General features: G+C 66.7%; 23 protein-coding genes. 12 read left to right on the forward strand and 11 right to left on the reverse strand.

All coding sequences use genetic code 11. The features are described from left to right. Window positions 1-33 precede the first annotated feature (33 nt). Genes VB738_RS06395 through VB738_RS06410 form a run of 4 tightly spaced genes read left to right on the forward strand, consistent with a single transcriptional unit; the run spans window position 34 to window position 2,323 of the window. Window positions 34-249 carry a DUF2997 domain-containing protein gene (locus tag VB738_RS06395; RefSeq protein WP_323304963.1) on the forward strand — a complete coding sequence of 72 codons (216 nt, stop codon included), beginning with the start codon at window positions 34-36 and terminating at the stop codon, window positions 247-249. Window positions 250-277: 28 nt separating this feature from the next. Next, window positions 278-670 carry a DUF1257 domain-containing protein gene (locus tag VB738_RS06400; RefSeq protein ID WP_323304964.1) on the forward strand — a complete coding sequence of 131 codons (393 nt, stop codon included), beginning with the start codon at window positions 278-280 and terminating at the stop codon, window positions 668-670. 4 nt (window positions 671-674) lie between these two features. Further along, window positions 675-1,097 (forward strand): ferredoxin, encoded by a 423-nt coding sequence (locus tag VB738_RS06405; protein ID WP_323304965.1) that lies wholly within the window; start codon window positions 675-677, stop codon window positions 1,095-1,097. Window positions 1,098-1,135: 38 nt separating this feature from the next. Continuing rightward, window positions 1,136-2,323, forward strand: a complete 1,188-nt coding sequence (locus VB738_RS06410) for an aldo/keto reductase (protein WP_323305177.1) — start codon at window positions 1,136-1,138, stop codon at window positions 2,321-2,323. Here the strand turns inward: VB738_RS06410 and VB738_RS06415 are convergent. Next, on the reverse strand, window positions 2,320-3,096 hold the full coding sequence (locus VB738_RS06415; protein WP_323304966.1) for a 16S rRNA (guanine(527)-N(7))-methyltransferase RsmG: 777 nt from the start codon (window positions 3,094-3,096) through the stop codon (window positions 2,320-2,322). The genes VB738_RS06410 and VB738_RS06415 overlap by 4 nt on opposite strands. Before the next feature lie 71 nt (window positions 3,097-3,167). On the opposite strand from VB738_RS06415, the gene VB738_RS06420 reads away from it, so the two are divergent. Further along, complete coding sequence (locus VB738_RS06420; protein ID WP_323304967.1) at window positions 3,168-3,707, forward strand: J domain-containing protein; 540 nt, start codon at window positions 3,168-3,170, stop codon at window positions 3,705-3,707. Between the two features lie 23 nt (window positions 3,708-3,730). Then, complete coding sequence (locus tag VB738_RS06425; protein ID WP_190610764.1) at window positions 3,731-4,000, forward strand: DUF3143 domain-containing protein; 270 nt, start codon at window positions 3,731-3,733, stop codon at window positions 3,998-4,000. 56 nt (window positions 4,001-4,056) lie between these two features. On the opposite strand, the gene bioA is transcribed toward VB738_RS06425, so the two are convergent. Genes bioA through VB738_RS06455 form a run of 6 tightly spaced genes read right to left on the reverse strand, consistent with a single transcriptional unit; the run spans window position 4,057 to window position 8,811 of the window. Next, a complete protein-coding gene (bioA, locus tag VB738_RS06430) occupies window positions 4,057-5,331 on the reverse strand; it encodes an adenosylmethionine--8-amino-7-oxononanoate transaminase (protein WP_323304968.1) in 1,275 nt (424 codons plus the stop codon). Between the two features lie 11 nt (window positions 5,332-5,342). Then, a complete protein-coding gene (locus VB738_RS06435; protein WP_216905996.1) occupies window positions 5,343-5,498 on the reverse strand; it encodes a hypothetical protein in 156 nt (51 codons plus the stop codon). Continuing rightward, window positions 5,495-6,118, reverse strand: coding sequence for a dethiobiotin synthase (gene bioD / locus VB738_RS06440; protein WP_323304969.1), 624 nt, complete (start codon window positions 6,116-6,118; stop codon window positions 5,495-5,497). Before bioD ends, VB738_RS06435 begins: the two co-directional genes overlap by 4 nt. Beyond that, entirely contained in the window at window positions 6,115-6,888 is a 774-nt protein-coding gene (locus VB738_RS06445; RefSeq protein WP_323304970.1) for a methyltransferase domain-containing protein, read from the reverse strand. Before VB738_RS06445 ends, bioD begins: the two co-directional genes overlap by 4 nt. After that, window positions 6,885-7,631, reverse strand: coding sequence for an alpha/beta hydrolase (locus VB738_RS06450; RefSeq protein ID WP_323304971.1), 747 nt, complete (start codon window positions 7,629-7,631; stop codon window positions 6,885-6,887). Before VB738_RS06450 ends, VB738_RS06445 begins: the two co-directional genes overlap by 4 nt. Continuing rightward, a complete protein-coding gene (locus VB738_RS06455; RefSeq protein ID WP_323305178.1) occupies window positions 7,615-8,811 on the reverse strand; it encodes an aminotransferase class I/II-fold pyridoxal phosphate-dependent enzyme in 1,197 nt (398 codons plus the stop codon). Before VB738_RS06455 ends, VB738_RS06450 begins: the two co-directional genes overlap by 17 nt. Window positions 8,812-9,463: 652 nt before the next feature. On the opposite strand from VB738_RS06455, the gene VB738_RS06460 reads away from it, so the two are divergent. Together VB738_RS06460 and VB738_RS06465 are read left to right on the forward strand one after the other, a co-directional pair. Continuing rightward, window positions 9,464-10,141: a hypothetical protein gene (locus VB738_RS06460; RefSeq protein ID WP_323304972.1), complete on the forward strand. Its 678-nt coding sequence runs from the start codon at window positions 9,464-9,466 to the stop codon at window positions 10,139-10,141. Window positions 10,142-10,420: 279 nt separating this feature from the next. Beyond that, window positions 10,421-11,377 carry a Fic family protein gene (locus VB738_RS06465; protein ID WP_323304973.1) on the forward strand — a complete coding sequence of 319 codons (957 nt, stop codon included), beginning with the start codon at window positions 10,421-10,423 and terminating at the stop codon, window positions 11,375-11,377. A gap of 130 nt (window positions 11,378-11,507) precedes the next feature. Here VB738_RS06465 and VB738_RS06470 read toward each other — a convergent pair whose 3' ends face one another. Then, entirely contained in the window at window positions 11,508-12,317 is an 810-nt protein-coding gene (locus VB738_RS06470) for a pentapeptide repeat-containing protein (protein ID WP_323304974.1), read from the reverse strand. Between the two features lie 827 nt (window positions 12,318-13,144). On the opposite strand from VB738_RS06470, the gene VB738_RS06475 reads away from it, so the two are divergent. Together VB738_RS06475 and VB738_RS06480 are read left to right on the forward strand one after the other, a co-directional pair. After that, window positions 13,145-14,437, forward strand: coding sequence for a hypothetical protein (locus VB738_RS06475; RefSeq protein ID WP_323304975.1), 1,293 nt, complete (start codon window positions 13,145-13,147; stop codon window positions 14,435-14,437). Between the two features lie 167 nt (window positions 14,438-14,604). Next, complete coding sequence (locus VB738_RS06480; protein WP_323304976.1) at window positions 14,605-15,447, forward strand: hypothetical protein; 843 nt, start codon at window positions 14,605-14,607, stop codon at window positions 15,445-15,447. A gap of 141 nt (window positions 15,448-15,588) precedes the next feature. Here VB738_RS06480 and VB738_RS06485 read toward each other — a convergent pair whose 3' ends face one another. After that, the gene (locus tag VB738_RS06485) at window positions 15,589-16,266 is read right to left on the reverse strand and encodes a hypothetical protein (RefSeq protein WP_323304977.1); all 678 of its coding nucleotides are present in this window, start codon (window positions 16,264-16,266) and stop codon (window positions 15,589-15,591) included. 264 nt (window positions 16,267-16,530) lie between these two features. Here VB738_RS06485 and VB738_RS06490 point away from each other — a divergent pair, with 264 nt between their 5' ends. Together VB738_RS06490 and VB738_RS06495 are read left to right on the forward strand one after the other, a co-directional pair. After that, a complete protein-coding gene (locus tag VB738_RS06490) occupies window positions 16,531-19,320 on the forward strand; it encodes a DEAD/DEAH box helicase (RefSeq protein WP_323304978.1) in 2,790 nt (929 codons plus the stop codon). Between the two features lie 100 nt (window positions 19,321-19,420). Further along, entirely contained in the window at window positions 19,421-20,695 is a 1,275-nt protein-coding gene (locus VB738_RS06495; RefSeq protein ID WP_323304979.1) for an ATP-binding protein, read from the forward strand. A gap of 86 nt (window positions 20,696-20,781) precedes the next feature. Here VB738_RS06495 and purB read toward each other — a convergent pair whose 3' ends face one another. Together purB and VB738_RS06505 are read right to left on the reverse strand one after the other, a co-directional pair. After that, window positions 20,782-22,077, reverse strand: coding sequence for an adenylosuccinate lyase (purB, locus tag VB738_RS06500; RefSeq protein WP_323304980.1), 1,296 nt, complete (start codon window positions 22,075-22,077; stop codon window positions 20,782-20,784). Between the two features lie 51 nt (window positions 22,078-22,128). Beyond that, window positions 22,129-22,302, reverse strand: coding sequence for a hypothetical protein (locus VB738_RS06505; RefSeq protein ID WP_219904022.1), 174 nt, complete (start codon window positions 22,300-22,302; stop codon window positions 22,129-22,131). Window positions 22,303-22,329 lie beyond the last annotated feature (27 nt).

Consider the following 22,329-nt stretch of genomic DNA (forward strand, 5'->3'; position numbering starts at 1 on the left):
AGATCCCGGTCTCACCTGTGCAGCCCATCCGGGATGGCCCAACGCACCATCCGCTTCCGCATCCGCCCCGACGGGCGCGTGGAGGAACTCGTGGAGGGCGTGCAGGGCGAGGGGTGTTCCCGTCTCACGGAGCGGATCGAGGCCCGGCTGGGCAGCGTGCAGCAACGACGCAGCACCTCGGAAGCGTTCCAGACGCCCCCCCTCGTTCTCCAGGACCCCCAGGTGGTCGTCCAGCACCACGGGCCCTGAGCCCCCGCTCCCCCTTCCCTTTCGTCCCATGTCGCACTTCAGCACCGTCAAGACCGAGCTGCGCGATCGCCAGGCCCTGGTGGACGCCCTCCGCGACCTCGGCCATCCGCCGGCCGAGGGCTCCTGCCAGGTGCGCGGCTACCGCGGCCAGACGGTGACCGCCGATCTCGCCATTCCCCAGGCCGACGGCGTCGACATCGGCTTCCGCTTCAACCCCGACAGCGGCAGCTACGAGCTGGTCACCGACCTGGAGCTCTGGAAGCAGCCCATCCCGGTGGAGCGTTTCCTGGCCCAGCTCACCCAGCGCTACGCCCTGCGCACGATCCTGGCCAGCACCGCCGAGGAGGGTTTCCAGGTGAGCGAGCAGACCAGCCACCAGGACGGCAGCATCGAACTGGTGGTGACCCGCTGGGACGCCTGATCCCGTGAGCGCGACGGGTCCCTCCGCCGGTCTCGACCCCGCCCTCGCCTTCCGCACCGCGGTGGCTCCGGAGGCGGCGGCGACGGGTCGGGAGCCCGTGCTGGGCGGGGCCCTGCGCCAGCAGGCCGTCTGGGTGGATGAGGCCGTCTGCATCGGCTGCCGCTACTGCGCCCACGTGGCCGGCAACACCTTCGTGGTGGAACCCGACTGGGGCCGCTCCCGGGCCCTGCGCCAGGACGGCGACAGCACCGAGCGGATCCAGGAGGCGATCGACACCTGCCCCGTCGACTGCATTCACTGGGTGCCCTACGAGCAGCTGCCGGCCCTGAGGGCCCAGCTCGACGAGCAGGAGATCCAGCCCCTGGGGCTGCCCTCCCACGGGCGCCGTCGCCGCACCCTGCCCCGCGCCGTCCCGCCGTCGCCGTGACCATCCCCACCCGGCGTTTCGGCCGCACGGGACTGGCCATGCCGGTGCTCTCCCTGGGGGGGATGCGCTTCCAGCAGAGCTGGAGCGACCTGCCGCCCGAGGCGGTGGAGGCCGGCAGCCAGGCCAACCTCGAGGCCACCCTGCGGGCCGCCCTGGCGGCGGGGCTGCACCACATCGAGACCGCCCGCCACTACGGCACCTCGGAACGGCAGCTGGGCTGGCTGCTGCCCCGGCTGCCGGATCCCCGGCGGATCCTCCAGACCAAGGTGCCCCCGGCAGAAGATCCGGCGGCCTTCGAGGCCGACCTGCGCACCAGCTTCGAGCGGCTGGGCCTGGACGGCGAGGGGGGCCCGGGCGGGGGTGGGGGCCGGGTCGACCTGCTGGCCATCCATGGCCTCAACACCCCGGAACTGCTCGATCAGACCCTGCGGCCCGGCGGTTGCCTGGCGGTGGCGCGCCGCTGGCAGGAGGCGGGCCGGATCGGCCACGTGGGCTTCTCCACCCACGCGCCCCTGCCCCTGATCCTGGAGGCGATCGCCAGCGACCAGTTCGACTACATCAACCTGCACTGGTACTTCATCCGCCAGGACAACCGGGCGGCGATCGAGGCCGCCACCGCCCACGACATGGGGGTGTTCGTGATCAGCCCCACCGACAAGGGGGGCCACCTGCACAGCCCCTCCCAGCGCCTGTGCGACCTCTGCGCGCCGCTGCATCCCATCGTCTTCAACGACCTGTTCTGCCTGTCGGCCCCCGGCATCCACACCATCAGCGTCGGGGCCAGCTCCCCGCAGGAACTGGACCTGCACCTGGAGGTGTTGGCGCTGCTGCCGCAGGCCGGGGAGCTGCTGCCGCCGATCCTGGAGCGCCTCGAGCAGGCGCGCCGCCGGGCCCTCGGCGACGACTGGCTGGCCAGCTGGGACCGGGGTCTGCCGGCCTGGGAGGACACCCCCGGCCGGATCAACCTGCCGGTGCTGCTCTGGCTGCACAACCTGCTGGAGGCCTGGGATCTGGAGGCCTACGGCCGCGCCCGCTACGGCCTGCTGGGCCAGGGCAGCCACTGGTTTCCGGGGGAGAACGCCGACGCCCTTGACGGCAGCGTCAGCGAGGCCGAGCTGCTGGCGGTGCTGCAGGCCAGCCCCTGGGCCGCCGAGATCCCAGGCCTCCTGCGGCGTCTGCGGGGGCGGCTGGGGGGCGAAGCCGTCAAGCGGCTGCAGGTGGCCTAGGCCCCCGGCGTGATGGCCCCCGGGGCGATCGGGGTTTTCTGGGGCACCCCCACGGCCCGGGGGTAGGCGGCCGGACAGGGGCCGGTCGGCCGCAGCCAGAGGCTGTGCCGGACGCCCCGGCCCGCCGGCAGGTCGCGGCGCTGCAGGGGATCCACTGACGCCCGCAGCACCCCCACGGCCGCCTCCAGATCCCGCTGGTCGTCGGCGCCCCACTGGCCCCGGTAGAGCAGCGCCAGGCCGTCGGGCTTCAGCAGGGGCACCAGGTACTCGGCCACCACCGGCGCGCTGGCCACGGCGCGGGCCATGGCGCGATCGAAGCGTCCCCGGCAGTCGCTGGAGCGGCCGGTGCGCTCGACCCGCTCGCAGCGCAACCGCAGCCGCCCCTCCAGCCCCAGGCTGCGGGCCATGGCCCGCACCGCCTCCAGCTTGCGGCCCACCGAATCCACCAGGGTGATCCGGGCCGTGGGCAGGGCGATCGCCAGGGCCAGCCCGGGGAAACCGCCGCCGGTCCCCACGTCGATGAGCTCGAGGCCGTCCGGAACGCCGCCCGGGGCCGTGAGCAGGGGCACCCAGGGCCAGAGGCTGTCGAACACCTGGGCGATCCAGAAATCGTCGCCCTCCACCAGCCGGGTGAGGTTGACTCGGCCGTTCCACAGCCGCAGCTGCTCCTGCAGGGCCCCCAGCGCCGCCAGCTGGTCGTCGTTGGGGGTCCAGCCGAGCGCCTGCCAGAGGCCGGCATCGGGAGGGGCGCTGGGGTCGGGGCTGGCGGCCATCCGCTACGGCAGTGGTGCTTCTCCCTAGGATCCCTCACGCCGGGCAGGCTGCCACCGCCGCCTCAGGGACCATGTCCTCCACAGCCAAGCCCTCCACCCCCACCCACTACCAGGTGCTGCAGCTGCAGCCCACCGCCACCGATCAGGAGCTGCGCCAGGCGTTCCGGGGGCTCAGCAAGCGCTACCACCCCGACACCACCGCCCTGCCGGCGAGCGAGGCCGAGGTGGCCTTTCGGCAGTTGCGTCAGGCCTACGCCGTGCTGAGCGACCCGGCCGCCCGACGGCTCTACGACGCCGCCCTGGCCCAGCCGGCGCCCCCGGCGCCGCTGCGGCCCCCCCCGGCACCCGTCGTCCGGCCCGTGCCGGTGCGCCGGGCCCTGTCCGGCGGCGAGTGGTTCGCCCTGCTGCTGCTGGCCGTGGCCCTGGTGCTCAGCCTGGTGCTGGGCCTCGGGGTGGCATGGGCCCGCGGCACCGAACTGATGGCCTGGCCCAGCTGGTGGTCGGAGCTGGAGGCGGCATCGGCGCCCCCGGCCCCCCTGGAGCCAGTGCCCCAGGCCCCGCTGGCTCCGGCCCCTGAGGCCCCCCCGCTGCCCCAGCCGCCTGCCGCCTGACCATCCTTTTCCCTGCCGATCCGATGGCGACCCTGCCCCCCGAGCCCACCACCCCCCTCTACAACCACCCCCTGCCCGCCCTGGAGGACTGGCTGCGGCAGCTCGGGGCCAGCCAGTCGCGCAGCAATGTGGCCCACTGGGACCTGCACCGCCCCGAGTGGAGCGCCCGGATCGAGATGGACGTGGAGGAACTGCGGGTGAGCTGGCACCAGGAGGGCCGCACCACGGCACGCCAGTTCCCCTACGGACTGTCGCGGGCCGATGTGGAGGCGGCGATCCTGGCGGGACCCTGAGGCTGGCCTGGCCTGCGGAGGACCGCCCCGCCGCCCGCCGCCCGTCGCCCGCCGGCTCAGAGGCTTGAGAGGGCTTCCTCGATCACCGCGTAGCACCGGGCCAGCTGGTCGTCGTCGATGCACAGCGGCGGCAGCAGGTAGACCACCTGCCCCAGGGGCCGCAGGAACACCCCCCGGGCCAGGGCCAGCCGCTGCAGCCGCTGGCCGACGGGATTGAGGTAGCCGGGGGCGTCGGTGGCCACCTCGAAGGCGGCGACGCTGCCCAGCAGCCGCGGCCGCCGCACCAGGGGGTGGCGCGCCAGAGTCTCCAGGTGGGGGCGGTGGCGCGCCTCGAACCCCTGGTGGCGCTCCGGCCGCTCTTCCAGCAGCGTCAGGCTGGCCAGGGCGGCGGCGCAGCCCAGGGGGTTGGCGGTGAAGCTGTGGCCGTGGAAGAGGGTGAGGCCGGGGGTGGTGCCGATGAAGCCCTCGAAGACGGCCTCCCGGGCCAGGGTGACGCCCATGGGCAGGAAGCCGCCGGTGAGTCCCTTGGAGAGGGCCATCAGGTCGGGCTGGATGCCGGCCCGCTGGCAGGCGAACAGGTGGCCGCTGCGGCCGAAGCCGGTCATGACTTCATCGGCGATCAGCAGGGCCCCGCTGGCGCGCACCAACGCCTCCACCCGGCGCAGGAACGATTCCCGCACCAGGGCCATGCCGCCAGCCCCCTGCAGCAGGGGCTCGAGGATCACCGCCGCGGTGGGCGTTTCCAGCAGCTGCTCCAGCCGCTCCAGGGCCGCCGCCTCCCGCGCCTCCACCCCGTCGTCGCCCCACCAGGTGGCGGGCCAGGGGGCCCGGGCCACGGCGAACAGCAGCGGCTCGAACGCCTCGGAGAACAGGGAGCGCTCCCCCACCGCCATGGCGCCGAAGGTGTCGCCGTGATAGGCCCCGTCGAAGGCGATCAGCTGCCGGCGCGGTTCGCCCCGGTTGCGCCACCACTGCCAGGCGATCTTGAGGGCCACCTCCACCGCCGTGGAGCCGTTGTCGGAGAAGAACAGCCGCTCCAGCCCGCTGCAGGCGGCCAGGCGCTCGGCCAGCTGCTCGGCGGCCGGGTGGCGGAAATCGGAGAAGCCCACCTGCTCCAGGGTGCGGGCCTGGCGGGCCAGGGCCTCGGCGATGGCGGGCTCGCCGTGGCCGTGCAGGGTCACCCACCAGCTGCTGATGGCATCGATCAGCCGGCGGCCGTCCTCCAGTTCCAGCAGGGCGCCCTCGCCGCGCACCACCCGCAGGGGCGGGTCGGCGGTGGCCACCTGGGTGAAGGGGTGCCAGAGGTGGGGATGCCAGCCGGGGCGAGCCACCGGGCCGTCCCTCAGCGACACACGTCCGAGCGGCGTTCGCCGCCGGTGGCCAGCGGCCCGCAGTTCACCCAGCGGGTGACGCTGGTCTCGATGTCGGTGAACAGCACCAGGATGCCCGCACAGAGCGCGGCCACGGCAGCTGTCACGAGCAGATGCTTGCGGCTCATGGCTGCAGGCTACGGGCCAGGCCACTGCGCTGCCATTGCCGCTCCAGACCCTCCCGGTCGAGGGGATCCAGGGGCGGCAGCTCCGCCAGCACCGGCACGCCGCCGAGGGCTTCCAGGGTGCGGGGATTGTCGGGGTGGGGATCGCCGTTGAGCACCAGCCCGAGCACGGGGATCGAACGCCGGGAGAGGGCCTCCAGAGACAGCAGGGTGTGGTTGAGGGTGCCCAGGCCGCTGCGGGCCACCAGCAGCACCGGCAAGCCCCAGACGGCGATCTGCTCGATCTGCAGCCAGTTGCGCCGCAGGGGCACCAGCAGGCCGCCGGCCGTCTCCACCACCAGGGGGCCGTCTACGGCCGGCAGGGCCAGCCGGGCCGGGTCGATGCTGACCCCGTCCCGCTCGGCCGCCCAGTGGGGGGAGACGGGGGCCGTGAGCCGGTAGGCCTCGGGCAGCACCCGCTCCGGGGGCAGCCCCAGCAGCTGCTGCACCCGGCCCGTGTCGCCGCCCCCCTCCATCCCGCTCTGCACCGGCTTCCAGTAGGTCGCCCCCAGGCCCTGCACCAGCAGGGCGCTCACCACCGTCTTGCCCACGTCGGTGTCGGTGCCGCAGACCACCAGCCTCATGCGATCCTCCGGCCCACCAGCAGCAGCACGTCCCACGAGATTGCCGCACCGCAGGGCCAGTGGCGCAGCAGGCGGCGCAGCTGGGCGGGGCTCAGGGGCGCGGTGCGGCTGCTGCCCGCTCCCAGATCGCGCAGGCGCCGCAGGGTGGCCAGGCCGTTGCCGGCCGGGCGGCTGAAGCGCAGGCGTTGCTGGAGGGTGGTGGCCAGGCCGGTGCTGGCCAGTGCGTGGATCAGGTCGTCGGCGTCGGGCAGCTCCAGGGCGGTGCAGGGCACGCCCGCGGCGGCGGCGGCCTGGTGCCACTGGGGAAAGCTGCCGCGCACGGGCACCGCCAGCGCCAGCCAGCCGCCGGGGGCCAGGGCGCGCCCCCAGCGCTCCAGTTCCCGGGCCGGGGCCTCCAGCCACTGCAGCGCGAAGCTCGACACCAGCAGCCCCGCCGGCTCCAGGGCGGCGGGCAGGCCGCCGTTGAGGTCCCACAGCAGCGGCGGCGGGCCGGCGGTGGCGAGGGGATTGCGGGCCAGCAGCTCGGGGCAGAGATCGAGCTGCAGCAACGGGCGGCCGGCGAGGCCGGGGCAGTGGTGCAGCAGGGCGCGGCTGAGCAGGCCGCTGCCGGCTCCCAGGTCGGCCCGGGGGGCGTCGGGCGGCGGGGCCGGCAGGTCGCGGCAGAGGCGGGCGAGCCGCCAGGCGATCCCCCGCTGCAGGCCGGCCTGGCCCTCGTAATCGGCGGCATGGCGGCCGAAGGCCCCGACCACCTGCAGGGGGAAGGCGCTCATGGGCCGAGGTTGGCGGTGATCCAGCGGCGCAGCTCCGCCGGCAGGGGCGCCTGCAGCAGGCAGTGGCCCGCCCCCTCGAAGTGGAGCACCTCGGCGTGGGGCAGGCGCTCGCGCAGCAGGGCGCGCGCCTCGGGCCCCACGATCCGATCGGCGCCGGCCTCCACGATCAGCACCGGCACCCCCTCGGGAAAGCCGGGCGGCAGATCGGCGCAGGCCGCCAGACGCTCCAGGTCGTCGCGCAGCCGCCGCCGGCCCTCGGGCCCCACCGGCTGGCTGGCGGGGCCGTGGGGCAGGAGCTCGGGCGGATCCGGGGAGGCCGCCTTCTCCAGGAAGGTCTGCAGCATGAGCTGGGCGCGGCGGGCCGTGTCGGACTCGTCTGGCCCTTCGGCGAGCTGGGCCGCCATGCCGGCGAGGGCGGTCTGCAGCCGGCGGCCCTCGCGGCCCGGGGGCAGGAAGCGGGCGAAGCTGGCCAGCAGCACCACGGCCTCGGCCTGCTCCAGCAGCGTGGGGGGCAGCAGGTGGGGGCCCATCGAATGGCCGATCAGCAGCCGCCGGCCGCCGGGGGCCCACTGGGGATGGTCGGGGGTGCGGCCGCCGTAGCCCCGTTCGCCGCACTGCCAGTGCCAGTCCGGCGCGGCGAGGGCCTGGCGCAGCAGGTCCCAGCCCAGGCCGTCGCCGGCCCAGCCGTGCATGGCGATCACCTGCAGGGACGAAGCCGGGGCGGCCTCAGGGGGCGAGGGCATGGCGGGGGGCGAGGGGGCCGGGCCCGAGCGCGGCCAGCAGCCGCTCGAGGGAGCCGGTGGGGAGATCCTGGCGCAGCACCAGCCGCAGCCTGGCGGTGCCCTCCGGCACGGTGGGCGGCCGGATTGCCACGGTGAGCAGGCCGGCCGCCTCCAGCCGACGCTGGGCCGCCAGGGCCTCGGCGTCGGCACCGAGCAGCAGCGGCAGGATCGGCCCGTCGCCGGGGGGCCGGGGCCAGCCCGCGGCTTCCAGGCCATCGCGCCAGCGGGCGGCCCGCTCCGCCAGGGCCAGGCCCACCGACGGCGTGGCCTCCAGGTGGCGCAGGGCCGCCAGGGCACCGGCCGCCAGCGGCGGGGCGAGGGCGGTGGTGTAGCGGAAGGCGCCGCTGCTCTGCAGCAACCAGTCGCCCACCAGGGCGTCGGCGGCGAGGAAGGCGCCACCGCTGCCGAAGGCCTTGCCGAAGGTGCCGCTCACGATCGCCACGGGGCTGACGCCATGGGCCAGGCCGCGGCCGCCGGGGCCGAGCACGCCGAGGGCATGGGCCTCATCCACCAGCAGGGGCGCGTCGTGCCGGAGGCAGAGGGCCGCCAGGGCGGCGACGGGCGCGCTGGTGCCCTCCATGCTGTAGAGGCTTTCGCACAGCACCAGCAGCCGGCCATCGGGCCGCTCGCGCCGGGCGGCGTGCAGGCGGCGTTCCAGATCCGCCGGGTCGTTGTGGGCGAAGCGCCGCAGGCGGGCACCGCTGGCGCGCACGCCCACCAGCAGGGAGTGGTGGATGAGCCGATCGGCCAGCACCAGGGTGTGGCGATCCGCCAGGGACGCCACGGCGGCGAGGTTGGCCTGGAAGCCGCTGGGAAAGAGCAGCACCCGCTCGCGGCCGAGCCAGGCGGCCAGGGCGGCCTCCAGCTGCTGGTGGATGGGCCGGGTGCCGGTGACCAGGCGGGAGGCGCCGGCCCCCAGGCCACCGGCGGCCAGTTCGGCCGCGGCGGCCGCGAGCACGGCGGGGTGGCGGCTGAGGCCGAGGTAGTCGTTGCTGGCCAGATCCAGCAGGGGGAGCGCGTCGTCGGGGGGTGCGGGCTGGAGGCTGGCGGCGCCGGCGGGCTCAAGCGTGCGCAGGGCGCGGCTGCGGGCGGCGGGCAGGGCCGCGAGGGCGTCGCGCAGCTGCTGGCGCCAGGGGGGCAGGGGGGCGGTGGGGTCGCCGCTCTCCGTGGCGGGGGGAGGAGGGATCAGGGCGGCCCGATACCAAGGACAGGGGGCAGTCTCGGATGGGGGGTGGGTGAAGGCTCGATCCGGCCTTCTCTGAACGCTTGGCAGAGCATGACCGGGAGATGAAGACGTGCACCGCACAGGTGTAGCCCGGGATACCGGTGGTTCTCGGGTCCGAGAACCAGGGGCGAGCACTTCATGGGTGGGGTGGATACCTTATGGGCTGATTGTGATTTGGCCGTGCTGATGTTCGGGGCGCACCTGTGGTTCACGGAAAGGACAGGCGACTGGGGCGTGGTTATCGGAACCGTCTAATGCCTTGTTAGACCGCTAGCGAGCTTCTCCCTGAGTTCCCAGGCAGCCTCTCCTCTCGATGAACAGTCGCGACGACTTCACTGCACCAGTCAAACGGCTGCTCGCAGCCCGAGGTGCGCACAAGTGCTCCAATCCGCGCTGTCGTGCCTCAACGAGTGGCCCCCAGCTGGACGAAGCAGGTAGTGTAAATCTAGGAGTAGCTGCTCACATCACTGCGGCATCTCCCAACGGTCCTCGATTTGATTCAAGCCTCACCTCCGAAGAACGCTGTGGCGCTGAGAATGGAATCTGGCTATGCCAGAACTGCGCTAAATTGATTGATAGTGATGTGAAGCGGTTTACGGCTGGAGTGCTTTGGGACTGGAAGGAGCAGGCTGAGAGTGCAGCGAGGGACGAGATGGGCCGGACTTCGGAGGCTGGGTCGCCAAGTCCGCACCTTGATCGCGCCTCTGACATCAAGCGAAATCTCGAGCTACGAGATGCGCTTCAGAAGGCCTTTCTCAAACCGCCTGCGCTTCGACGTACTCAGGGAATCACACATCCGTACGACAACTTCCAGCACAGCCGGGTCATAATCCGTTCGCTAGATGATTCGTCCTATCCCAGCGCTGAGGACTCGCCTGGTATCTCAGGTTGGTTCCGAGTAAGTCTCTACGACTTCTACCACAATGGTATCGAGGTCATGCTCCAAGTCAGCTATGCCATCGTGGATGAAGAAGGGGGTTGGCGGCCCATAAGGCATGACGCGGACTACGACGAGAATGCCTTCAGGAGAATCAAGGTTTGGGTGATAGGCAGGATCCCCTACCAGTTCATAAGAGCGTACGACCTTGATGGCGATGAGTTCTACAACGAGCCACATCTGTACTGCTCGTTTAGCAATGACGGTGAACCATATGAGGAAATCATCTACCGTACCGTAGGTGGTGATACTGACTACGATTGGCTGCTTGACGAGAGTCGGCGCCTCCCTAATCCGCCGACGGTCTAACCAGCCCCTCGAGTGGTCAGGCCACCACCAACACCTTGCTTCGCCTCCTCAAAATCCTTGCCTGCCACTCAGGGGCAGCGTTAGGCATCCCAGAGGTATTCTAGAAGTATGACTACCGAAATTTCTCTCAAGGCTTGGCGATTCGGCCAAACACAAGCCGAGCGATTGGTATGCGCTCTACTGCATATTGAGGGCTTTGAGTCCGTAGATCCCCAGCACCCACTTGGCGGGCCTGACGGGACAAAGGACCTGATTTGCCAAAAGAATGGAGTCCTTTGGGTGGCCGCAGCATATTTTCCGACCACAGAGCCACCTTTTCGACAAATTGAGACCAAGTTTCTAGCGGACTACAAAGGTGTAAGCAAGAACGGTGCGTCAGGTTTTGCCTTCTTCGTTAACCAGTCGCTTACTATTGGTGAGCGCCAGGCACTCCTGACCCAAGTGGGCCAATCTCAGGCAGAGATATACCATTTGGAAAGAATTAGAGGAATTCTGGATGCCCCGAAAGGTTGCGGCGTCCGTCTTGAGTACCTCCGAATTCCGATGACCGAAGAGGAGCAATGGGCGTTCTGGAGCTCAATGAACCAGGATGTTGTGAGACGTCTAGTCGACCATGAGCAACGACGCGATGCACAGTACCAGACGCTGGATGAGAAGCTTGACCAAGTACTTGCACGTACAATCGCTATTGGCTATGCCCTTACCGAACAACGGTCTCACCTTCAGAGAGCACATACTGAAAGCGTAGAGATGCCAACTTTGTCTCTTTCGCTCGGAACCGTTTGTTGGTTGCATCGTGTGATCACCGAGGGCGATAAGTTGCCCGAGGCGACGCGTGGGCGTCTTCGATCGGTTCAGGTATGGATAGGGGCTTCCGAGTCAACTGCAGATACCGCCACCTTTCTCCCAGTTCCACCCGAAGAGGTGGTTGGGCGGCTGCAAACGCTTTTTTCGTGGTGGCAAGAGCAACACGCAGAACTCGTGGGGGCACCGAGAGACAAAGTGATTGCAGGATTAGCCGAGTTCCATCACAGCTTCCTAAAAATCCATCCGTTTCTAGATGCAAATGGAAGACTTGCCAGACTCCTTCTCGATCAGGCAGCTCGTGAGTTACTCAATCAGAGCATAACTTCTGAATTTACAGGGGATCCAATCGCGTACTATGCTGCACTTCGAGAAGCTGACTCTGGCAATCTACATGAATTGATTTCGCGCATCTCCGCCGCACTGAAGTGATGCCGAACATCAAGATGTAGCGGGCGGGATACGGGGCGCCAATAGCCAAGTGCAGGATTTTGCCCGCCGCTAATCTTTATCATTCGGCTTGCAGAGGCTGCCCGAAAGGCTCCCCGAGGTTGAGGTTCGCTTAAGGAAGCCCGATTTGCTTCTTTAGCGCTGTTGGAATCTTTTCTGCGTCCTTGAATCGACTCGCATCGGGCCACTCGGTTTGGTTATTCCATTTAACCCATTCGAGAACGACCCCTGTAAGGTCGGCCGTCGAAAGGTCAGTGTTGCTGAGATTGGCCCAGCTGAGGTTAGCTCCTCTGATGTTGGTCAGTCGCAGGAATGACCCGTTGAGGTTGGTCTCTCTGAGCTCGGCACCGCGGAGGTCGGCACCTAGAAGCATAGCCTCACTGATATTGGCCATGCTTAGGTCTGCCTCTCTGAGGTCGGCACCGATGAGGTTGGCTTCTCTGAGGTTGGCTCCTCTGAGATTGGTCCCTCTAAGGTCGGCCTCTATTAGGTTGGCGCCTCTGAGGTCAGCGCCTCTGAGGTTAGTCTCTCTGAGGTCGGCCCCTCTAAGGCTAAACAGGTTGCCTGGCTTTGAGTTGAGCCCCGAGTCGAGAAGAAACTGCACAGCAAGTCTTTTCCTCTCTGGTGATTTCAGTTGGGATAGCGCCGCAAGAGTCAGGGCTTGAGCTACACCCCTCACCTCTGCACCTTTGGCAGATTCTTTGAGGCCCTTATCAAGAATCAAGGGTTGCATATCCTTGATAAAACCAGCCAAGACATCCGATTCTTTCTGATCAGTAGCAATAGTGTGCTGGCGGCTTGAGCTGAGAATGCTGTAAGATGTTGATAGTACAAGAATTAAGATTGGCACTGACACCTTCAAGCTCAAATCAGCCCAATCCCATCCGCTTCTTTCTTTTTCTCCACTGAAGCGAATCACCATGGGACGCCAGGGCTTCTGCCGCAAGGCTCTCTCAGCTGCGAGCCAGTTCTCTTCTGCTGATTGCCATGCTCTCTGCTTGCTCAGCCGTTCTGCAAGGGGTCTGATTTGCTCCTCCGGAATCGGAATCACTGCTCGGGCCTGATCGTCGGCAGGCGGCCAAGGACCCAAAAGGGGCCAATGCCAAGGTGGTGGTAGCTTCAACGGATTCAAGGAACGCCTCCTCTATTGTGATCGATAGCAAGGAGAGGCAACAACCTCCGTATAGGTTCCCCCTCGGCTTCTCTCAATGCTTCTATGGCTTTTTCTGTGCCATGGCGAAAAGCCACCTATTCATAGTTCTCTTTTCAGCCTTTACTCCAAAGTGGGGGGGCCGACCCATGCCAGGCAGTCTTGGTTATCCGGTGCGTTCTCCAGGCCGGAAGCAAGGCTGATGCCAGCTAAAGCCGCTCGTATGGCGAGAGATCAGCCTGGGATTGCTCTTGATTAGGCTCATAGGATTCAACGAATGTGTTTGGGCTTGCCTGGGGTCGCGGTCATAGATGGCCGTAAGTAGCTGTTCCGCTCAGGGTATCTATGCTGGAATGTTTGCCGAACAAGACGATGCAGCAGTCTGCGCCGCTGATTGGCAGCCTTGGATAGACAGGTGGCCAAGGCCATACTAACTTCTTTAGAGGAAAGACATTCGTAAAATGCACGACCAGTTAGTGGCAAGATAACGTAGCCTCTTCACGATAGTAGAGGAGTTTTTTCTCCGTGCAACTGGTGACAATGTTGTGAAGTTTGCAGCGCGGGGGGACTTCGCCTCAGTGGTACGTGAACGTGCGGAATTGATTGCACCTCGCGGATTTCAAGCTTTTCAGTGGTTTGAAGATAATGTTCGGCCGCTCTACTCAGAGACATGGCGAGAGGTCTTTCAGGCGGCAAAAGCCGTCGGAGGTATGAAGCTAGTTCTGGGTGGCTCTAGCCGCTTTTTATCATCACATCTTGGTTCTGTTCGCAAGATGCTTCTATATGCTGATTCAATCTTGATACCTGATCCGATTCTCCCGTGGCTTGAGAGTGAGCGACAAGAGGAGCGCTTTCGACATGCGCTATTGCTTGAGCAAGCATTCTGGCTGTTGCAATTAAAACCGTTTATTGATTCAGATCTTCCATATCCAGCTGTTATTGTGTTTCCCAGTTGGGAGAAGCAACTTGAGAATAATGATCCCGTAACGCAGCAGAGGGTATTCGACCTTGCAACTACTGTGATCGGACATCATATTGGCAAACGTTTCAGTGGTTTTGACGAGCTTACAAAATTCGCGCTTAAGCGAAGCCAAGAGTTTCTTGAGGCTGTAGATCAGTCGCGCCTGTTGTGGGCACCTGGAGCCAATTCACCCGAACCGCTTGCTGAAGGCATTGCCCGATACTGGCAGCATAATGAAGAGTGGAGACGTGGCGAGCATTTGCAGAAGCTAAGGAAGATTCCTGAGCCGCTAATAGTCCTCAACGCAATAATGGAAAGGATTGCGCCTCAGTACCATGTCTTAGAGAATGCAGAGGAATTGGCCGCACAGCCGATGATGGCAATCCCTTCGCAATGGTATTATCATGAGATAATATCTCGCAGCTTTGAAGGCGAATTGGCTGAGAAAGGAGCTTTGTCGGCAGAAACTGTGGCGATTCTGCGCTCACTAAATCATTCTTCTAGTGAATGGCTCGGCAATGTTCCAACTCCAGCAATGGTAGAACTCAGGCGCAATAACGAGAATGAGCGATTTCGCAAAGCCCTAGCCGAGCACACTTCACAGCTTCACGAGTCAACACTGAATGATCTCGACTTCGTAGCAGCACAAGTTGGTAGAGGAATTGCGAGTCTGATCTCTGAGCATAGGAAGGAAGTTGCAAGAATAGCTGAACAGTATCAGCTAAACTACTCAAAGATCCTGGCGGGTGGCATTGTTACTGCGGCCGCACTATTTGCGCCAGCGCTTGCTCCTTTTGTTGGCGGACTTCACGCACCTCTTGCCATTGCTGGCTCCTACGCCCACGCCAAGCGACAAGAGCTACTAGAGAAAGGGCGCGCATTACGTTCACTGACCGGCGTACTCGCTGTCGCTGATGCGGCAAGCAACTAGGATTGGAAACTCCTATGTACTGACGAGATGAAGCTGCCCAACATCACCATTCACCTGAGCCGCCACCGTTTCCACCTCAAGGGTCCCCACCGCCTCCTTGCGGCCAGGTGATGGCGAGCGTGAGATAGGCTTGGCCTATGATGTGCCAATGATGATTTTAGTCAGCTATGGGCTGGAAGTATGTGATTTGTGGAGCTGTAGTTTTGGTGCTTGTAGTCGCAGGCCCATTTATCACACACGGCAATGCCCTTGCATCATCTCTTTATAGTCTTATCACCGCCGCAGTTGCAACAGGGATTGGAATATGGGCGTCATGGAAGTACTCGAAAAACTCTGACAACGAGAGGCTGACTCGGTATGGGCTTCAAGCATGGAGAAATGTAGATGCATTATCCGTTAAAGTAAGTCAACAGATTCAGGCCGGATCGGCAGGTGCGGAGATACTGCAGTCATGGCTTCTAGATATTGACCAAGCGAAATGGAGTTGGAGAGACTTGCTTCGTGATTTGTTTGAGCTACAAGAAAGGCTCAAGCTGGAACAGGAGGAAGTTGCCCAAAAGTACAAATTCAAAATCGAATCCGCAAAAGACCCAATCGAGAAGCAGAGACTTGAAGACGAAAGTAGGATAGAGATCGCGAAGATCAGCGCGCAAGCCCCGCTGCCTATTTCTGGTTTGCAGAATGCGGAATGCCCAAGTTGTTTAAAGAATGTTTCGTTCCCAATAGGGCCTGAAATTGGCGCAAGCGCTTGGCCTCTCTGCGACAGCTGTGGCGCCACATTCCCTGTCCACAGAAAGGGCGAGTCACACATCCATGTCAATGCAGATGCAGTCAAGATTCCTGTCGCTAGAGAGTGTCCATACTGCAAGCACTCAAATATACTGAAAGTGCCCAAGAACAAATCCGTCAAGTTCAATTCAAGATGCGTCAACTGTTCCCGTTTGTTCCAATGCGAAGGTGATGCTTTTGCCCTCGTGGTTTTTGCTGCGGCAAGTGAGGCCACGATCTAGCGTCAAGACTCATCGGGTGATGGCAACGATAAAATGCAATCGCAGGGCGATCTTATTGGCCGCTGATCTTGAGCTTTCAACTTTCAGCAACCCCGGTATCTTCGTCAGGCCACCGCTGATCAATACAGATCAGGTGTGCCTTCAGGCAATAGGCACATGCTCCACAAACACAAGTCTTCGGCCTGTCTTGGTGCTGGTCATGCTGTGGCGCGGGGCTGGACCATCGATGGCGTATTCCTCGTACTCGGCGATCACCAGCCGTAGCTCTGCGCCGTCCGGCTCGGGCAGGTCGATCCGTCCGTCCCAGAGCGGCGGGCGCAGCCAGAGCTGTTCGGCCCCGACCCCAAGGGCCAGGGCTTCGGCGAAGCGGCGTTCGGCGATCAGCTCGCGGCCCAGAGCCAGCCGTTCCGGCGCAGGCGCGAATGGTCCGATGGCCGGGACCCCGTCGGCGGCAGCGCCGTCGCCGATCCGGACCCAGCCGAAATCGGATCCGAGCGTGGGTTCCAGCCGTTCGTGCCACACCTCCACCACCGGTTGTGGCGACACCGGCGTCACCTGATTCACCTGCCCGCTCAGAACGTCGATTTCGGAGCGCGGCCGCACCTCCCGCGAGCGTCCGCCTACGGCAGCACGCACGACCAGCGAGCAGTCGGCGGCCAGTTGCATCACGTCGGCCAGCACCACCTCGGACAGGTGTGCGCCTTCGGTGGAACAAGGCTGATAGCGCGCCAGCGCCAACCGCACGAATGGCCAGTAGGCCTCACCGGTGTTGACCTCGATGTCGCAGAACCAGAGTCTGCGCTCGGGGTCATAGGTCACGTCATGGGGGGCGACCAGGGCCGGGCGCGACGCCCGGCACGAAGGCCGACGGCCAGATCGGGTCGTTGCGCCGCGCGGTCACCATCCGGCGTCGCGGCTTCGCATCCAGCCCATCTCCTCTTGGCCTTCAAGCGCGATGGCCTTCATCAGGGCCGCAGGCTGATCTCACGGGCAGGCGTGCTGGTGCTCAACCCCTTCTCGCGCACCGGCTCCCACGGCGCCTGAGCCGCGCCACCCGGGGCGGCCGCGCCATAGGATCCCCCGATGCCCTCCAGCCCCACCGTCGGCTCCGCTGACACCACCACCGGTGGCGTGCCGTCGGTGGAGCAGCTGTTCCCCTTCCCCCTCGACGGCTTCCAGCTGGAGGCGATCGACGCCCTGAACCAGGGCCATTCGGTGGTGGTGAGTGCCCCCACCGGCTCCGGCAAGACCCTGGTGGGCGAGTACGCCATCCACCGGGCCCTGGCCCACGGTCAGAAGGTCTTCTACACCACGCCCCTCAAGGCCCTCTCCAACCAGAAGCTGCGCGATTTCCGCCACCAGTTCGGCGACGAGAAGGTGGGCCTGCTCACCGGCGATCTCAGCCTGAACCGGGAGGCGCAGGTGGTGGTGATGACCACCGAGATCTTCCGCAACATGCTTTACGCGGAGATCGACCACGCCGACGACGACCCCCTGGCCGATGTGGAGGCCGTGGTGCTCGACGAGTGCCACTACATGAACGACACCCAGCGGGGCACGGTCTGGGAGGAATCGATCATCCACTGCCCCTCGCGGGTGCAGCTGGTGGCCCTCTCGGCCACGGTGGCCAATGCCGGCCAGCTCACCGACTGGATCGAGCGGGTGCATGGCCCGACCCGGCTGATCCACAGCGACTTCCGCCCCGTCCCGTTGGCCTTCAGCTTCTGCAGCGCCAAGGGTCTGCACCCCCTGCTCAACGACGAGGGCACCGGCCTGCACCCCAACTGCAAGGTCTGGCGCCCTCCAAAGTCCACCCGCCGCAAGGGACCGAAGGAACCGCGGCCGCCCCAGCCGGAGGCGCCGCCGATCGGCTTCGTGGTGGCCCAGATGGCGGAGCGGGAGATGCTGCCGGCCATCTACTTCATCTTCAGCCGCCGCAACTGCGACCGCTCCGTCCGCGACCTGGCCAAGGTGTGCCTGGTGGATGCCCAGGAGCAGGCACGCATCCGCCAGCGGCTCGACGCCTTCATGGCGGTGACGCCGGAGGCGGTGCGGGAGGGCGGCCATGCCGATGCCCTGCTGCGGGGCATCGCCGCCCACCACGCCGGCGTGCTGCCGGCCTGGAAGGAACTGATCGAGGAGCTGTTCCAGCAGGGGCTGATCAAGGTGGTGTTCGCCACCGAGACCCTGGCCGCGGGCATCAACATGCCCGCCCGCACCACGGTGATCTCGGCCCTCTCCAAGCGCACCGAGCGCGGCCACCGGCCCCTGATGGGCAGCGAGTTCCTGCAGATGGCGGGCCGTGCCGGCCGCCGCGGCCTCGACACCCAGGGCTACGTGGTGACGGTCCAGAGCCGTTTCGAAGGGGTGCGGGAGGCCGGGGCGCTGGCCACCAGCCCGGCCGATCCCCTGGTGAGCCAGTTCACCCCCAGCTACGGCATGGTGCTCAACCTGCTGCAGCGCTACGACCTGGCCAAGGCCCGGGAGCTGGTGGAGCGCAGCTTCGGCCGCTACCTGGCGGGGCTGGATCTGGCCGAGGACGAGGCCCGCATCGCCGAGCTGATGGCCCAGCTGGCCAGCCTGGAATCCAGCGGCGGCGAGGTGCCCTGGGACGACTTCGAGGACTACGAGAAGCTGCGCGGGCGCCTGCGGGAGGAGCGGCGCCTGCACCGGATCCTGCAGCAGCAGGCCGAGGAGACCCTGGCCCACGAGCTCACCCTGGCCCTGCAGTTCGCCAGCGAGGGCACCCTGGTGAGCGTCAAGGCGCCGGCCCTGCGCAGCCGGGTCACGCCGGCGGTGATCGTGGCCAAGGTGCCGGGCTCCGGCCAGTTCCCGCTGCTGCTCTGCCTCACCGACGAGAACGTCTGGATCCTGTTGCCCTGCCATGCGGTGGTGACCCTGCACGCCGAGCTCAGCTGCCTGCAGGTCGACCAGCTGGAGCCGCCGGAGCTGCACCACGCCAATGAGCTGCGCCACGGCGACAACGCCAGCGGCGGCCTGGCCCTGGCGGTGTCCTCCATGGCCCGCCGCCACGACATGCACACCCCCCGCTACGACCTGGCCGGCGAGGTGCGCCAGCAGGGCGAGCTGGTGCAGCAACTGGAGCAGGAGCTGGAGGCCCACCCGGCCCACCGCTGGGGCGACCGCAAGCACCTCAAGAAGCACCGCCGCCGCATGGAGGAACTCCAGGAGGAGATCGGCGAGCGGCAGCGGCTGCTGCACCACCGCGCCAACCGCCACTGGGACACCTTCCTCTCCCTGATCGACATCCTGCGCTTCTTCGGCGCCCTCGACGGCGAGGAGGGGCTGGAGCCCACCGAGGTGGGTCGCACCGTGGCGGCCCTGCGGGGCGACAACGAGCTCTGGCTGGGGCTGGCCCTGATAAGCGGCCACCTCGATGCCCTGGATCCGGCCGAGCTGGCGGCGGTGCTGGAGGCCATCTCCACCGAAGTGAACCGGCCCGATCTCTGGTGCGGCTACCCGCCGCCACCGGCCTCCGAGGAGGCCCTCCACGACCTGCGCAGCCTGCGGCGCGAGCTGCAGCGCCAGCAGGAGCGGGCCTCGGTGGTGGTGCCGGTGTGGTGGGAGCCGGAACTCACCGGCCTGGTCCACGCCTGGGCCCGGGGCGCCAGCTGGAACGACGTGATCGCCAACACCTCCCTCGACGAGGGCGACGTGGTGAGGATCCTGCGCCGCACCGTCGATCTCCTGGCCCAGATTCCCTACTGCGAGGCGATCAGCGAGCAGCTGCGCCGCAACTCACGGCTGGCCCTCAAGGCCATCAACCGCTTCCCGGTCTGTGAGATCGAGGATCTGCTGGCCACGGGCAACGGCAAGCTGGACCCCGCGACGGAGCGGCCGCCGGCCGGGTAAGGGGCGGCCGCCGGGGCTGGCAGTGAAGGGCCTTTATTGGTGGAATGGCCAATACGGTGCCAGTATTGGCTTGCGTCGGGACGCTGCCAATACCCTCTCCATGGCACTTCCGAACCTCTGGAGGCTCTACAACCTCCGCTCCTCGCCCTTTTTCCAGGCCACCCTGCGCCAGGACTCGGAGGTCACACCGCTCAGCCTGTTCGTGGGGCGCCGGAACGAGCGGCAACAACTGCTCAACGCGATCGGCGGCTCCCGCAGTTCCCGTCAGGCGGTGGCGGGGAGGCCTGGCATCGGCAAGACCACCCTGGTGCAGGCCGTCAAGGCCGACGCCCTGGCCGCCGGCTACTGGACCTCAGCCGAGATCATCCCGATCACGGCCGATCTGACCAGTGAGGATCTGATCGGCCAGCTGCTCGCCGGCGCCTTTGATGCCGTGCTCGCCTCCTGTCCGCAGGCGAGCGGCTCCGCCGTGGAGGCTGCCCAGCAGTTGGTGCGCACCATCCGTCTGCGCGGTGGAGGCTTCACGGTGTCGGCCGCCGGCTTTGGGGCGGGCGGCACCAGCACCCAGGCGGTCTCCTCGCCCCCTGGGGCCCTGCTGCTGGATGGACCCAGGGTTCTGCGCGATCTGCTGGTCTTTGCCCTGGAGCAGGGCGCCTCCGGTGTGGTGCTGCACCTCAACAATCTCGAGAACCTCAGTGAGGCCGATGCCACCCGTGCGGCCGATCTGCTGCGCAGCATCCGCGACCAGGCCCTGTTGCTCGATGGCCTGCACCTGATCGTGGTGGGCACCACCGATGCCGTTCGCACCGTGGTGCAGAGCCACACCCAGGTGCGCTCGGTGTTCAGCGATCCGGTGGGCCTCGACCCCCTGGCGCCGAAGGAGGTTCACCAGTTGCTGGAGGCCCGCTACCGATCCCTGCGACTGGAACCTGACCTGCCGGTGCAGGCGCCCGTGCAGGGTGAGGTGATCGATGCGCTGCATGAGCTGTTCCGAGGCGATCTGCGCGGACTGCTCAAGGCCCTGGAGGACGGCATCTCTGCCCTGCTGGGTCTGACAGGGGACGGTGAGGGTCCCCAGCCGATTGGCCTGGCCGACCTCACCCTCGTGCTGAGCCGTCGCTACAAACTGGAATGGCTGGACCAGCTCGGCACCACCCTCTGGCAACGGTTGGAGGCCTGGGGCGAGCGGGACGTGCAGGCGGTGCTGACCCAGGCCGACCTGGTGAAGCTCTGGGAGATCAAGCAGCCCTCGGTGTCCCAGACCCTGCAGCAACTGGTGCATTCGGGTGCCGCGGACGTGCTGCCACGCCGGGGAGGGGAACCGCTTCAGTACCTGCTGACAGGCGCGACGCGGCTGGCCCTCAGCCGAAGGTGAGCGTATTGGCAAATCTGCCAATACACAGCCGGTATTGGCTGTTGGCGGTTGTCAGCCAATACCCCACCTGCTCGCCGCCCGGCGCCTCAGATCCCCAGCCGCTCCCAGATCACCCCGAGATTCGCCTGGTGCAGCTCGGTGGCGAAGCACTCTGCCAGTTGTTCACGGCTGAGGTGGGCGCTCACCTCGGGATCGCCCGCCAGGTTGGCGCGGAAGTCGCCGCCCTCGGTGTTCCAGGCGGCATGGGCATGGCGCTGCACGATCCGGTAGGCCTCCTCCCGGCTCAGCCCCGCCTCCACCAGGGCCAGCAGCACCCGCTGGCTGAACACCACGCCGCCGTAGACGTTCATGTTGCGGGCCATGTTCTCGGGGTACACCCCCAGCCCCTCGACCACGGCGGTCATCTCCCGCAGCATGAAGTGCAGGGTGACCGAGCAGTCGGGCAGCATCATCCGCTCCACCGAGCTGTGGCTGATGTCGCGCTCGTGCCACAGGGCCACGTTCTCCAGCGCCGCCACGGTGTAGCTGCGCAGCACCCGGGCCAGGCCGCTGATGCGTTCGCTGCGGATCGGGTTGCGCTTGTGGGGCATGGCCGAGCTGCCCTTCTGGCCCTTGGCGAAGTTCTCCTCCACCTCCAGCACGTCGGAGCGCTGCAGGTTGCGGATCTCGGTGGAGAAACGCTCCAGGGAGGTGCCCACCAGGGCCAGGGTCTGGACGTACTCGGCATGGCGGTCGCGGCCGATCACCTGGGTGCTGGCGGTATCGGGCTCCAGGCCCAGCAGCCGGCAGGTGATCGCCTCCACCTGCGGATCGGTGTTGGCGTAGGTGCCCATGGCGCCGCTGATCTGGCCCACGGCCACCACCCGCTCCAGCCGCTCCAGCCGCTCCCGGTTGCGCTCCGTTTCGGCCAGCCAGCCGGCCACCTTGAAGCCGAAGGTGATCGGCTCGCCGTGGATGGCGTGGGAACGGCCGATCATCACCGTGTCCTTGTGGGCCCGGGCCAGCCGGCGCAGGGCGTCGGCGAGGCCATCGAGCTCGGTGCGCAGCAGGGCCACCGAGGCCTTCAGCTGCAGGGCCAGGCCGGTGTCCAGCACGTCGGAGCTGGTCATGCCCACGTGGATGTAGCGGCCCGCATCACCGACGTGCTCGTTGACGTTGGTGAGGAAGGCGATGACGTCGTGGCGCACCTCCGCCTCGATCTCCAGGATCCGCGGCACCTCGAAGGCCGCCTTCTCCCGGATCGTGGCCAGCGCCTCGGCGGGCACCCGGCCCAGCTCCACGTTGGCGGCGGTGGCGGCGATCTCCACCTCGAGCCAGCTCTGGAACTTCGCTTCCTCGCTCCAGAGGCGGCCCATTTCGGGCAGGGTGTAACGCTCGATCAAGGGCCGGGCGGTGGTGAACGATCCCCAACCTATCGAGCCGCCCTTACCGGCTCAGGCGGCGGCGGTCAGGCGGCGGTAGGGCAGCTCCAGGTGCACCATCGACCCCCAGGCCTGCTGCCGCACCCAGCAGCGGGTGCCGCGGCGCCGGATCAGCTGGAAGGGGGGCAGATCCTCCGGATGGTCCCGCAGCCGCACGAAGCTCCCCGGGTGGAGCAGCTCGACCACGTTGGACCCTGGGGCCGACTTGGATCC

It is taken from the genome of Cyanobium gracile UHCC 0139 (assembly GCF_034931325.1).
GTDB lineage: Bacteria > Cyanobacteriota > Cyanobacteriia > PCC-6307 > Cyanobiaceae > Cyanobium > Cyanobium gracile_B.